General features: G+C 63.3%; 9 protein-coding genes. 8 read left to right on the top strand and 1 reads right to left on the bottom strand.

Annotation, left to right across the window (positions count from 1 at the left end):
• Positions 1-11: 11 nt before the first annotated feature.
• A complete protein-coding gene (locus tag DVDV_RS02425) occupies positions 12-371 on the bottom strand; it encodes a molybdenum cofactor biosynthesis protein MoaE (RefSeq protein ID WP_075353136.1) in 360 nt (119 codons plus the stop codon).
• A gap of 28 nt (positions 372-399) precedes the next feature.
• Here DVDV_RS02425 and DVDV_RS02420 point away from each other — a divergent pair, with 28 nt between their 5' ends.
• The 8 genes from DVDV_RS02420 to DVDV_RS02390 all read left to right on the top strand — a co-directional run bounded on the left by DVDV_RS02420 (position 400) and on the right by DVDV_RS02390 (position 13,824).
• On the top strand, positions 400-3,120 hold the full coding sequence (locus DVDV_RS02420; protein ID WP_075353135.1) for a M48 family metallopeptidase: 2,721 nt from the start codon (positions 400-402) through the stop codon (positions 3,118-3,120).
• Between the two features lie 917 nt (positions 3,121-4,037).
• On the top strand, positions 4,038-5,972 hold the full coding sequence (locus tag DVDV_RS02415; protein ID WP_075353134.1) for an autotransporter outer membrane beta-barrel domain-containing protein: 1,935 nt from the start codon (positions 4,038-4,040) through the stop codon (positions 5,970-5,972).
• Between the two features lie 210 nt (positions 5,973-6,182).
• Positions 6,183-6,725, top strand: a complete 543-nt coding sequence (locus DVDV_RS23115; protein WP_254845202.1) for a hypothetical protein — start codon at positions 6,183-6,185, stop codon at positions 6,723-6,725.
• Positions 6,641-7,210, top strand: coding sequence for an HAD family hydrolase (locus DVDV_RS23110; RefSeq protein ID WP_254845201.1), 570 nt, complete (start codon positions 6,641-6,643; stop codon positions 7,208-7,210). The genes DVDV_RS23115 and DVDV_RS23110 overlap by 85 nt, the downstream gene beginning before the upstream one ends.
• A gap of 143 nt (positions 7,211-7,353) precedes the next feature.
• Positions 7,354-9,087 carry a TIGR03768 family metallophosphoesterase gene (locus tag DVDV_RS02405; protein WP_075353133.1) on the top strand — a complete coding sequence of 578 codons (1,734 nt, stop codon included), beginning with the start codon at positions 7,354-7,356 and terminating at the stop codon, positions 9,085-9,087.
• A 215-nt stretch (positions 9,088-9,302) separates the two neighbouring features.
• Complete coding sequence (locus DVDV_RS02400) at positions 9,303-11,276, top strand: tyrosine-protein phosphatase (RefSeq protein WP_083634563.1); 1,974 nt, start codon at positions 9,303-9,305, stop codon at positions 11,274-11,276.
• 47 nt (positions 11,277-11,323) lie between these two features.
• The gene (locus tag DVDV_RS02395; RefSeq protein ID WP_254845200.1) at positions 11,324-12,616 is read left to right on the top strand and encodes a chloride channel protein; all 1,293 of its coding nucleotides are present in this window, start codon (positions 11,324-11,326) and stop codon (positions 12,614-12,616) included.
• Positions 12,617-12,936: 320 nt separating this feature from the next.
• Positions 12,937-13,824, top strand: coding sequence for a PilZ domain-containing protein (locus DVDV_RS02390; protein ID WP_075353131.1), 888 nt, complete (start codon positions 12,937-12,939; stop codon positions 13,822-13,824).
• Positions 13,825-13,938: the final 114 nt, after the last annotated feature.

The following is a 13,938-nucleotide window of genomic DNA, read 5'->3' as shown; positions in this document are numbered from 1 at the left end:
GGGGGAAAAGCCTAGGGCGCGACTTCCCGTTTGGTAATCGCCTCGGCTTTGATACGCGTCAGGGTGTGGGTCAGGGCAGCCAGGACGTTTTCCCGGATATCGCCGGCAGCGATGATGAAAAGCAGGTCGTCGCCGGGGGCAAAGGTGCCGGCCCTGGCTTCGACCAGCACCCGGAACATGCCGGGCATGGCTTCGCCTTCCTGGCGGATGGCTTCCACCAGGTCCGCATCCACCTGGACTTCCAGGGAGGCCACCGGGGCTCCCTGGCGGGATGTGGCCCGGGCCATGCCGTTATGCACGAGTACCATGCCGACTTTCTCCAGAAAGCCCGGCTGAGCCTTAAGCGCCGCAATGGTTTTTGATATGTCCATCAGCGGCAAGTAAGGGAGAATTTCGCCCTTGTCTACGTTTTACATCGCCAATCTGCTGGAGAAGCTGCCCCAGATTCCGACCACGCGCATGGTGCATAACGGCATCTGCATCTGGGTGGTCTGGGACGGCGAACTCGATCCGGGCATCCCGACCATGCTCGAGGACTACGGCGGTTTTCGCATAGCCGACGCCTACGGCCAGGCCTTGTGGTTTTTTTTCAGCGAGGAGGGCCTGCGGGCTCTGGGGCGCATCCAGGTCTGGGGCAAGGTCAATGCCATGCGCCTTTTCATGGAGGCGGTGCCGGCAGCCATGCTGGTCAGCCCCAAATTCGAGCGCTCGCTGACCATGTCCGTGGAGCTCTCGCGCCAGCATGTCTCGCCGGGCGAGACCCTGGAAATCCTGCTCCACCCCAACCTCAAGCAGCAGTTGGCCCATCTTCCGGGGCTGTCGGGCCAGCACACCAAGCCCACCATGGGCCTGGCCCGGGTCGCTTTCGAGCGGCTGGAGGCCGATACCGCCCTGTCCTATGATCCGGGGCTTATCTGGTACTGCGTGCTGCGTCCCCTGGGCGATCCCTTGAGCCGCAACACGGCCGAGGGCTGGCGCAACATCGCCGAGGAACTCCTCGACATCGTCGAGCGCCTGGGCGTCAAATTCATCCGCCACGAAGGCTTTCTCATTTTCGAGTTGTCGGGCCTTCGCAAGTTCCGGTCCTGGACCCGCGACACCATCGCCCGGATCATGCGCCTTAAGGAAGAGGGGGAGCAGGGGCATTACTGGCCAAGCGTCATGGCTGCGGCCTCGTCCAAGGGCCGCACCCTGGGCAAGGACCTGCCCAGGCGGCTCGGCCTTGACTGGGACCAGATGAGCCCGGACTATCCCCACATGAGCTACCGCTCGGCCTTTCTGCTTGGCGACGACTTCATCATCCACGAGGCCCGGGCGCTGTCGCGCGGGATCAATGTCGAGGACTGGTGCAACGTCAGCCTGGTCCAGGTGGAGGGGGCCGAAGACGCCGCCGACGAGGAACCGAAAGGCGAACTGGCCGTGCCGCTCCCTTCGGCCCTGTCCGGCGGGGACGCCAAGCCGTGTTTCTATTGCGGGCTTAACAACCACACCCCGCGCCATTGCCCGTCCAAACTGCTCAGTGCGCCCAAGCCTGAGGTGTGGGAGCTTTTTGGCGATGTGGACATGGGCGGGCTGGAGGCCTTGTCCCAGGGCCTGGACACGGCCCTGGCTGCTGATTTCGCCACGGAATCGGCCCGCCTGCTGGCCGGGAATGATGCGCCGTCTTTGTTTTACCAGTCCCTTTTCGAGACCGGGATGCCGTTTCAGACCCGCTTCCTGGAGCTGGTATGGCGCAGCAAGGGCAAGATCCTGCCCGATGGCCTGGCCCAGCTTGGCCAGCGCGAGGGGGAGTTTTTCTGGGGCGCTCTGGCTGCCCTTCGCAGCGACGATGCGGAAAACTATGAAGCGCTTATGACCCAGGCCCTGGGCAAGTATCCCCGCGCCTACCAGCCCAAGTCGCTGCAAGGGTTCCAGGCCATGGAAGCCGGCGACTGGACCAAGGCGGTCTATTATTGGCAGGAGTCGGGCCGGCAATGCTATACGGCCCTGCAACGCGGCTATTTTCATTTCCTGGAGGCCCGGGCTGCGGAAATCCAGGGCGACAGCCACAGTGCCATTGCCCATTACCGCGAAACGCTTCGGGAAAATCCCAAGTGGCTGGAGCCGGTCTACCGCCAGGGTGTGTGTCTGGTAAAGATGGGCTTTATCGACCAGGGCTTGCAGTATCTGCTCCCCCTGGTGACGGCGGATGCGCCGACGTTTAACCGGGTGATGCTCGACCCGGAACTGGAACGTGGCCGGTTGCAGGTGCTGGCGGCCTTGTGGCGGGTCTGGAGCGCGGCCCGGGAAGAGGCCAGGAGCCGGCTGGCCACCCTGGCCGAGCTGACCGAGTCGGTGCGCGGCCGGTTTCTCGAGGAAGACCCGTATCTGGCCGAGGCCACGGCCAGGGCCGAAGTCCTGACGACGCTTGGCAAGGTCAGCAACTATGTGGCCTTCAAGCGTCTGGTCAACGGGGTGGACGCCTTTGAGGGCGAAGTCAAAAAGGCCATCGAAGTGGAACTGGCGGCCATGCGGGCCAAACAGGACCGGCAGGTGGAGGACTTAAAGGGCATCCAGAGGGAGGCGGCGTGGTTTCCGTTTCCCACGCTGTTGCGCGAATTTAACAAGGATTTCAACTACTGCGCCACCCGGATTAACTGGATGCGCACCTCGCCCATGGACGAGGCCGCCAATTTCCGCAAAAGCCGTGAGAGCATCCCCGAGGTGGACGAGCGAATCCAGACCCTGCGCACCCGGCTCATCACGCTGCGCCTTGTCCGCGACACGACCTTTTTCACCATGCTTTTTGGGCGCAATTTCATGTGGATGGAGGTGGCGAGCCTGGGGTTGTCACTCGTACTGGTGCCGCTTATGGTTTATGCCTTCCAGCGTTTCGGCCAGGGCTGGGTGGCGGAGATGGTGGAGCACCAGAAGTGGCAGTTGCAAAAGGGGCTGGTGGTCATTTTGACCATTTCGGCCCTGGCCCTGGCGGCCATCAACACGGCGCTGAGCTTTGATTCGAAAAAGCGCAAGCTCTTCAAGCTGGCCGAGGAAGGCAAACTGCCCAAGAAAAAGCCCAAAAAGCCCGCGAAGCCCAAGAAAAAACCGGCCCCCAAGGCCAAGGCCGCACCCAAAAAATAGACCCTCCGGCAGCTGCAGGCGGAAGTTCCCTTCCTGCCGGCCGCGACGGTGTCCTGTGCCGTTGCGGAGCGGGCGTTTTTTTTCGCAACAAGAACAAAGCCCACGGCTCCCGGTTTCCCCCGGAAAGCCTGGGCTTTGTTTTTTTTCCGACCAAAATTGCGTCAGGAGTGGTCTGGGCGAGAAACACATTTCAATGCCTGGATAAAAATAAAACTACCCAGGGAACGAATCCCTGTGGTAACAGCCTTGATAAGGATTTTTTGTATGCCGTGACGACGCCAAAAAGGTATCCGACGTTTTCATTGCGGCAAACAAAAGAACAAACCTGGAGGGTTTTACCATGGGGAAGTATTTATTGGCCTGGATCCTTGGTGTGCCGACCATAATCCTGGTAATCGTGTACCTCTTGTTCAATTAGTCTGTACCAATAGATTTCTGGGACGGATCCCGGAAATTCATCGCGACCTGAAGACCATCACTGTGCCCGGGCCGGCCGGCGTCACTGCCGTGGCGCAGCACCAGGCCCTCCGTCTTTACCCGCAGTAACCATCCATGCCGATTCGGCCTGATTCCGTCAGAATCAGGCCGTCCGCATTTCCAGGACCCGCGAAACGAATGCAGCGTTGGCGGCGGGTGGTTTGGCCGGGCCGAACCGGAAAAGGACAAGGGACACCGGGGCGCGGCTTTACTGCGGGAAGCCCGAGTCGCTGGTGGATTATTCCGGAAATCCCTCTTGAAGTTCATGGCCTCTGAAAGGACTGTGGCCCCGTCCCCTGAGGGCGGCGGCCCGGTATGGGCTTTACTCTGTGTCGCAAGTACGATATGCTTGTAAAACAGCACACTTAAGTGGATGTCATTAAAACGTTTGGTCTGCATCAGACAGCGGCCGCCGCCATGGCGGCCTTGGAGCCGCCGCCATGCACCAGTTCAGGTCGCCTATCCTGGCCCTTGGCCTCTTCCTTTTCTCTCTTTTTGCCGTCGGTCCGGCCGGCGCAACAGGAGCGTTCAATCAATTTATCGGCCTGGGCGACAGTACACTGGATAGCGGCTACTTTCGCTATACGTCGAGCGGCAACGCATCCGTCGATGCACAGGTCGTCGCTGCTGTTGCCGACGGGGCCAGCGGCGGGTTCTCCGGACCCGGGGTGATGGCCAGCACCATGCTGGCCGGGCGGTTTGGCCTCTCGGCCGCACCCGTAAGCCTCGGCGGAACCAATTTCGCCAACGGCAGCGCCTATACGGCGCTGCTCAGTGCCACGGCCGGCGGCACGGGCGCTTCCGGCCAACTGCCCGGGAACGTGTCCACCACCGGGCAGATCGCCAATTATCTCGCTTCGGTCGGCGGCGTTGCCAACCCGGGCGGCCTGTATGTCGTTAGCAGCGGCAACAACGACGTGTCCTTCGTCATCAACCAGGGCTCGGCCTGGATCGCGGCCAATCCCACCTATTTAAGCGGCGTGGCGGCCGAACTGACGGCCGGCGTGGCCGCTCTGCAGGCTGCCGGGGCGCGCACCATTGTGGTTCCCAATTCGTTTTACACAACCGTGCTCACCGGTTCGGGCGGCATCGTCCCGGCGGCCAACCTCGACGCCTACGCCCTGACCACGGCCTATGGGGCCACGAAATGGTCGGACCTGACGGCTGCGGGCGTGCGCTTTGTTCCGGCCGACCTCGACAGCGTGTTCCGGTTCGTGGCCACCAACCCCGGCCTGTTCGGGTTTACCCCGGCCTCGGTGCTGGCGGCCAATGCCCCGTCCCCGGTCAGCGCCCTGGTCACCGACTGGTCCGACATCACCCCGGTCCAGTTGCAGACGTACCTGTTTATCGACGGCAAGCATCTGACCACGGCCGGCCAGCGGATCGAGTCGGATTACGAAACCAGTCTGCTGACGGCCCCGCGCCTCATGTCGCTTTTGGCCGAACTCCCGGTTGCCGGCGGGCTGGCCCGGGCAGCCACCCTGCAGGGCCAGATCGACCTGTCCGGCCAGCACCGCGGCCCGACCGGATTCAACGTCTGGCTCGGCGGCGGCGCGGGCGCTTTGGATCTCCACAATGCTTCGGGCTTTCCCGGCGTCTTTGGCACGCCGTTTACCGGATCGGTTGGCGCGGATTACCAGACGCCGTCCGGGCTGATCCTGGGCGCGGCCTTCACGGCCGGGACCCAGACCCAGCAGTTTTCCATGGGCGGCGGCCACGTGGACCAAAACGACCAGGCCCTGAGCCTCTACACAGCCTATCAGGCCGGCCCGGTCTGGGGCAATGTCGTGGCTTCCTATGGCTGGTACCAGGACAGCATTGTCCGGGACGTGGCCCTTGGCCTTTTTACCGACCGCAACAGCGCCGACACCACGGGAACGTCCCTGGCCCTGGCCCTTCGGGCCGGGGGCGACATCACGCTTGGACCGGTCGCCACCGGCCCGGTGGCCGGGCTGGTGCTGCAGCGAGTGCGCCTCAAAGGCTTTGCCGAAACCGGGACCAGTGGCGGGCTGACCGGCAGCAACGGCGTCACCGCCCTGTCGTTTGGCGAGCAGCTCCGGGATTCGGCCATAAGCCAGCTCGGTTGGCGCGTCTCGGTGGCCGTGGCCGGCTGGCGGCCGTTTGCCGAGGCCAAGTGGAATCATGAGCTGGTGGACCAAAGCGAGCGCAAGGTCCGGGCCGCCCTCACCTCCGCCACGGCCGCGCCGTATTCCCTGGCCGCCGCCCCGGTCCAAACCGATTGGGCGACCGTCTCGGCGGGATCGACCTACAGGATAAGCGAGCGGGTGATGGTGCGGGGCGCGGCTTCGGCCACGGTCTTCAATCCGCAAACGGTCAGCTATGGCGGGGATATCGGCCTGAGCGTCAGCTTTTAATTTCTGGTTGGTCCGGTCGGTTTCCTGCCCCGGACTGGCCGGACCCGCTTGCGGCCAGCGCATCGGGCAGGGGGCGTTTGGGGCGGGTTGCTTACGCGGGTTGCGGCCGTGGCCGCGACCCGCACAAGTGTCCATCATCCCAATTACTCCCGAACTGTTTTAGCCCGGTCTCCGGCTGTCGGCGATCACCAATCCAAGTGGAGGAATATCATGGCTACCCGGTTGACGCCTTTGCGTGTGGCTCTTTTCCCATATCGCCAGGCCGCCCTGGTCCTGTGCTTCCTGCTTGTTGCCGCCACTGCCGCCCTGGCCCAGCCCGACCCGTTGCCATCCTGGAACGAGGGGCCGGCCAAACAGGCGATCCTGGCCTTTGTGCGCACCACCACCGATGCCTCGAATCCGGGCTACGTCCCGCCAAACGAGCGCATCGCCACCTTTGACCAGGACGGCACGACCTGGGTCGAGCAGCCCATGTATACGCCGATGCTCTACTGTCTGGCCCGGCTGCGGGCGCTGGCCCAGGAGAAACCGGAACTGGCCGACACCGAGCCCTTCAAGTCCGTGCTGTCCGGCAGTCTGGAGCGCTTGGCTGGCCTGCCCATGAGCGACATCGTGAAGGTCTACGCCGCCACGATGACCGGCATGACCGTGGAGGAGCTGGGGGGCAGGTGCGGCAGTGGCTGGAAACGGCCCGGGATTCGCGCTGGCATCGTCCCTACACCGAACTTGTCTACCAGCCCATGCTCGAAGTGATGCAGCTCCTTCGCCAAAATGGCTACAAGACCTATTTCGTCACCGGCGGCGGCCAGGATTTTTTGCGCGCCTACGCCGAACCGGTCTACGGCATCCCGCCCGAGCAGGTGGTTGGCACCATGAATGCCACCAAATTCAGCTATGACGCCAAGGGCAAGCCGATCCTCACCGAGGAGCCGCGGCTGTTGCTCAACAATGTCGGTCCGGGCAAGCCCGAGGGCATCCAGCTCATGGTCGGCCGGCGTCCCCAGGCCGCGTTTGGCAATTCGGACGGAGACAAGGAGATGCTCGAATACACCCAGGCCGGCGGCGGGGTGCGCCTTATGATGCTCGTGCACCACGATGACGCCGCCCGGGAATACGCCTACGGCGCCCAGTCCAAGGTCGGCACGTTCCCTGATTCCCTGATGGCGGAAGCAGCGCAACGAGGCTGGGTCGTCATCAGCATGCAAAAGGACTGGAAGCGCATTTTCGCCTGGGAATAAGGCGGGCAAGCCGCCGCGAAAGAGGGCAGGAGCCGGCCGGTTTGCGGGCAGCCCGGCGGCGTTGCTGCCGGCTTCCGGGGGCTTTTCATGCTCTGGGGCGTGGCATCCAAACAGAAATCCTACGGCCCCATCGGAGAAAAACCATGGCGATGTCGAGAAGAGCCTTTTTGAAGACCGGCGCGGCCGGCGCGGCCTGCATTGCCTGCGGCGTCTACGCCATGCCCGGTCCGAAACCGGCGGTCGCAGCGGTCATTCCCTGGACCAGCCTGGAGCGGACCGTGGTCGCCGTCCCGGTGCCTGCCGCGTCCCCGGCCCTGTCGCCGACGGACATCGGCCAATTTGCCCGGTATGGCTATGGCGTCTTTACGTTTGCCCCGGGGCTGGACTGCCCCAAAAGGCTGGACCTCATGCCGTCTGGCTACAGCGGCCAGGGCGCGGCCCGGGCGGCGCGGCTGATCCGCTTTTTCACCATCAGCGACATCCATCTGACGGACAAGCAGTCGCCGGCCCAGTTGATCGGCCTCGGCCTTGTGCGGCATATTTCCTCGGCCTATTCCCCGGTCATGCTCTATACCACCCAGGTGTTTGACGCGGCAGTGCAGGCCATAAACGCCCTCAATGCCCAGGACCCCATCGATTTCGGCATCTCCCTGGGCGATGCCTGCAACAGCACGCTCTACAACGAACTGCGCTGGTACGTCGACATCCTGGACGGCAAGCCCATCACCCCCAGTTCCGGAGACCATGCCGGGGCCGATACCATCGACTATCAAAAACCCTTCCAGGCCGCCGGGCTCCACCGGTCCATTCCCTGGTACCAGGCCCTTGGCAACCACGACCACTTCTGGCTGGGCTCGGCTCCGGTGGACGACTATCTGCGTCAGGCCTGCCTCGGCGATACGGTCTTAAACCTCGGCAACATCCTGGTCGACGGCATGGACAGCCGGGGCTTTTATATGGGGACCATCGACGGCGGCACCCCTTACGGCACGGTGATCGATTCCGGGCCGGTGACCGACTTTGCCAGCCCGCCCAAGGTCGTCCCGGACCCGGACCGCCGGCCCCTGACCCGCCGGGAGTGGATGGGCGAATTTTTGAAGACCTCCTCCCAACCGGTCGGGCACGGCTTTACCCAGGCCAATGTCGATGCCGACTTTGCCTGCTACAGCTTCGAGCCCAAAGCCGACGTGCCGCTTAAGGTCATCGTCCTGGACGACACCCAGCAAAACGAGGACTTTTCCGGCCGGGGCTTTCTCTGGCACGGCAGCGTGGACAAGAAGCGCTGGGACTGGCTGGTCGGCGAACTGGATGCGGGGCAGGCCGAGGGCAAGCTCATGATTATCGCCGCCCACATCCCCATCGGCGTGGAAAAGCCGGGCGCGTTCATGAGCTGGTGGGACAAGGCCTATGTCACGGAAGAGGCGCTTTTCGCCAAGCTCCACAGCTATCCCAATCTTCTGTTGTGGATCGCCGGACATCGTCATTACAACACGGTCACTGCCTTTCCCTCCCCGGACCAGACCCGTCCGGAACTCGGCTTCTGGCAGGTCGAGACCGCCTCGTTGCGCGACTTCCCCCAGCAGTTTCGCACTTTCGACATCGTGCGCAACAGCGACGGCACGGTTTCCATCGTGACCGTCAATGCCGGCCCCCAGCTTGAGGACGGGTCGTTGGCCGCCGTGTCCCGTTCCCATGCCGTGGCCGCCATGCAGCTTATCGTCAATCCGGCGATTTCCTCCAACCCCATGCCCTACCTGCCAACCGGCACCTACAATGGGGAACTGGTGGTGCCGCTTAGCCCGCAGATGCAGGCGAAACTGGCGGCATCCGGGACGCCGATGCCGGCCAAAGCCGCCCCGGCGGCAACCGGAGCCTGAGCGCCGCGCCGTGGCCAAACGCCGACCCCGGCCTGTGAGGCGGCGTCATTGGCCAAAGTTAGGGCGGGGTGGGGGGCGCATGTTGGAAAAAGCTGTGCTGACAGGCCGGCCACGTGGCGGCGGCAAAGAGCGCCGCAGGGCCAGGGCGTCAGGCCGGGGAAGGCCTCCGGCCCGATTGGCGTAACGGATACATCGCAACAAACGAGGTGGGTAACGTGTCTCTGTGTACAATGCTTGTCGGGGTGCGTCGTGTCCTTTGTACTCTGGCCCTTGGCGCCTGCCTGCCCTGGGCCACGGCCTCGGCGCAGCAGGCCATTGGCACGCCGATTCTCACGACAGCCGAGAACTTCAGGGATATTGCCGGTATTTCGGCCAGTGCCGGCGGGACCGGCTTTGCCAACCTGACCAGCAACTTTGGCGTGATGCGTACCGGCGTGTTCTATCGTTCCAATGTCCTTGACCTGGACAGCGCGGATTGGACCACCCTTTCAGGGCTGGGCATCGGCCGGGTTATCGACCTGCGCACCCCTGCGGAGATCAGCGCGACACCCGACGTGGTGCCGGCCGGAGCCGTCTATACCAACATCAATGTCATCGGCACGTCGAGCATGCCGTCCATGCTCCCGTCCAGCGTCTCCCTGGCGTCTCTCCTCAGTGTCGGCCAGAGCGGCTATCAGACCTTTGTGACCAATCCGGTCGAGCGGGAAGGTTTTCGCACCGTCCTTTTGACCCTGGCCCATGACACCGGCCCGGATCTGTTCCACTGTTCCATGGGCAAGGACCGCACCGGCTGGGTGGCGGCCCTGTTGGAGAGCATTGCCGGCGTGTCTTCGACCACCCTCCTAAACGACTATCTGGCCTCGAATACCTATCTGGCCGGGACCATCGATGCCCAGGCGGCGGCCCTGGCGGCGGCGGTTCCGGAACTGCGCGGCGTAGACCTGACCCCGCTTTTCGGCGTCAATTCCGGGTATCTCCAGGCGGCCCTCGATCAGGTGACGGCTTCGTATGGCTCCATGTACGGCTACCTGATCCAGGGCCTGGGCCTCAGTCTGGAAGACATCTATGTGCTGCGGGGCAAGATGGTCAATTATGCCATACTGCCCGGACAAACCGTCTATTCCGGCAATGATGCTTCCGGCGCAGCCTTCTTAAACGCCTTGCAGAATTCCTCGTTGTCCGGCCGTTATACCGCCTATAACTACTATCTGCAGTCCTCCGTGGACGCCGGCACCCTTGGCGGCGTCCAAAGGCAGGTCGGCGGCCAGGTCCATGCCGATGCGGCCTCGTATCTGCTGCGCCAGCCCCGGTGGATCGATGCGGCCCTCGCGCCCTATACGGACAGCCGGGAACTCGTGCCGGGGCAGGCCCGGATGTGGCTGGCCGGGATGGGCAGCGGCTTCTGGTCACAGGGCCGGGCGGGTATTTCCCCCAGCACGGAACGCAGCGCCGGCACGCTTATCGGCGCGACCTCCCGCTTAAGTGATCGGGGGAGTGCCAGCCTTGGGCTTGGCTACACCTCCGGCACGGTCGAGAGTGCGGCGGCCACGGCCACGGTCAATACGGTTATGGCCACCCTCGGCGGGCGCTACGGTTTTTCGAGCCTGGAAGCCGGTCCGTACGTGGTGGGGCGGGTCGATGGCGGCTGGGTGGACTACCGAAGCAACCGCCCCCTGGGCGGCGGCCTGGGAGCCGCCAGCGGACAGGCCAACGGCGCTCTTTTCAGCGGTCTGGCCGGTTTGGGCGATGTCATTGCTTTTTCGCCGGTAACGCTCACGCCCCAGGCCGGGGTTCGGGTGACGAGCCAGACCCTTGGCGCTTTCACGGAAAGCGGCAGTGAAGCGGCGCTTGGCGTCCATGGCCTCGACAATACCGCCGCAAGCCTCCTGCTTGACCTCGACGCAGCCCTTGAGCCGCAGATTCTCGGCGCTTGGAGCCTGGCGCCCACGGCCACGCTTCGCTATGAGCGCTATCTTGGCAATCCCCAGGTCGCCAGCACGGGAACGCGCTACGGCTTCGCCGTGAGCCAGAAATCGGCCTTTGACAGCCACGATCTCCTGACGGCCGGCCTGGGTATCACGGCCAGACGCCATGCCCTCAGCCTGGAGGCCAGGGGCAATGTCGTTGTCGGCGACGGCGCAGGCAGCGCCGGGCTTGGCGGACAACTGTCGTTGGGCTACAGCTTTTAGTCTCGGTCCCGCTATGGGCCCTATTCCAGTCAGGCATGGGACGTTTTATGGTGATGACGCGAAGCGGCAGTGCTGCCCCCAAAGAACACGGCTCATCCCTTCCCGTGCTTGCGGGCGTGACCATAGTGACCGGCATTGTTGCCGGCCTCGGCGGCATGGGTCTGGCTTTGCTGCTGCATGCCATACAGCATATTGCCTTTGGCTATGACATGTACCAGCCCCATGGGGCAGAAAGCTTTTTGCAGGGCGTGTCCGATGCCGCCCCCTTTCGTCGGGTGGTTGTGCTTGGAGTCTGCGGGCTTGTCGCCGGCCTTGGCTGGTGGAGCGTTCGCCGGTTCTGCCGGCCCCTTGTCTCCATTTCGCAGGCGGTCGAGGCTCACGACGACCACCGGATGCCTGTCGTTGCCACAATCTGCCATGCCCTGTTGCAGATTGTCACCGTGGCCCTCGGTTCGCCGCTTGGCCGGGAAGTCGCGCCCAGGGAACTCGCAGCCGTTTGCGCCGGAAAAATTGCCCAGTTTGCCCACCTGACCAGCCAGGAATCCAGGGTTCTCGTCGCTTCTGCAGCCGGGGCCGGACTCGCCGCCGTGTACAACGTGCCGGTTGGCGGGATGCTCTTTACGCTGGAAGTGCTGCTTGGGACCTTTCGCTTCTCGGCGGTGCTGCCGGCCATGGCCACCTCCGGAATCGCGTCCATGATTGCCTGGATTGGATTGGGGGATGCGACCCAATACCATTTTTCGCAACAAACGATTTCCGTTTCCCTTGTGGCCTGGTCCCTGGTGATGGGGCCGTTGTTGGGCATGGCCGCCTTTGCCTTTTCACGAGGCGCAGCGGCTGCAAGGCGTCATGCGCCGCAAGACTGGCGCATGATCGTCTTGTGCCTGGTGCATTTTGTCCTGCTCGGCACACTGGCCATTCCCTACCCGGAACTGTTGGGAAACGGCAGAGGCCCGATCCAACTCAGTTTCTATGATGCCCTTTCCCCGAATTTGGCCGCAGTGCTCTTCCTGCTCAAATTCTTTTTTGTCATAGCCAGCCTGCGTGTCGGCGCTGCCGGCGGCCTGCTGACGCCAAGCCTGGCCCTTGGGGCCATGCTGGCCACCATGAGCGCCGGCCTTTGGAACCTTGCCCTGCCCCCCATCGAGCCGGCCAGTCTGGCCATCATCGGCGCTGGAGCGTTCCTTGCTTCCTCGCTCAATATGCCGGTCACCGCCCTGGTGCTGGCCTTTGAGTTCACGCACTTTGCCCATGATTTCTTCTATCCGCTGCTTTTTGCCGTTGCCGGTTCCTATGCAACCTACACGCTGCTTGCCCGGCGTGGCGTCCGTATCGGGTAGGACTCCCCCCGTTGTCGTTGTTGGCCTGGGACAGGCCGTCGCCGCCTTTTGAGGCGGCTTTTTCGTTCCTGCCGACAGGCCGGGCCGGGGCTTCTGTGCGCCTGGCCTGTCGGCCAGGGCATTCGCCGGTTTTGCCGCACCGGGGGAGAGGGGTTTTATAGAGATTGCAGGTCATTTTGATCGGTCACTTTTTTTTCACCGGTCCGCAATATTCACCCCCTATACCATCCTCCGACTGACGAGCGGAGGCGATGGAGATGTACGATTCCTTAAAGCGTTTGCTTTCGCTTTTTTCGTCCAGGCAAAAGAGGCCCGACCCCATGGCGGCAAATCTCCTGGGTCTGGCGGCGCAACAGCAGGCCATATTCCAGCTGACGATCGATCCGGACAAGGCCATGGAGCCGTTTCGCTACATGGTTTGCCAGGGGGTTAAGGGCAACAGCGTGGTCCTGGCCTGCCGCGGACCCAATCACAATTGTTGCAAAATATGGGAAAAACAGGAGTTCCCGTTCCGCTTTCTCCTGCAGACCCACAGCGACAAGTTCCCCAGGCTCCACAAATTTCAAGGGCGGATCACCGAAATCCACGGTGACCTGAAAACCATCACCGTGGCCATGCCGGCCAGCATCACGGTCCTCGAACAACGCCGCAACATCCGCCTCAAACTGCACCGGCGCCATCTGCCCAGCCTGTCGGTCTGGGGTGTGAGCAAAAGCAAGAACGAGAGCCAGTCCCGGCTGGTGGAGCAACGCCTGCTGCTTGAACTGACCGATCAGGCGGACGCGGTGCAGGCGGTGTTGAAAAACATCTCGGCAGGCGGCATGCGCCTGGCCCTGCCAAGGCCCTTGTTCGAGGAGCACATGGAGTGGCTGGAACAAGGCTGTCGCCTTTTGGCCAGGCTCTCCTTTCCGGGGCAGGAGCCGGACCAGGAGCACGGCTATGAGTTTATCGCCAAGGTCAGCAACTCCCGGGTGCCCGACGATGCCGATGCCTGTCCCGAGGTCGGGGTGCAATTTCTTTCCGCCTTGGGCAGGGGCCACAAGGCCCGCTGGCGGGATGTCCGGGCCGAGGGCTGCCTGGAACTGCTCAAGCTCCTGCAATCCTACCAGTTGGAATATTACCGGGATTTGAAAAAGAATCTCATCATGCGCGAGGACTCGGCTTGCGGTTGTGCGTCCGAGCCCGGGGCCAGGAGAAAGGCGGGCTAGCCGCCGGCTGCCGCGGGGGCTTCGCCTTCAGACAGGCCGGGTTGGCTCCCGGGATATTGCGCACGCAGTGCAGGAGTCAGCATGCGACCATAAGTCGCGCGGGGAATACGATGG

The sequence above is a fragment of the Desulfovibrio sp. DV genome (assembly GCF_001936595.1).
GTDB lineage: Bacteria > Desulfobacterota > Desulfovibrionia > Desulfovibrionales > Desulfovibrionaceae > Solidesulfovibrio.
Note: the sequence above shows the minus strand (reverse complement) of the source record. Positions and strands in the feature narration are given on the sequence as shown.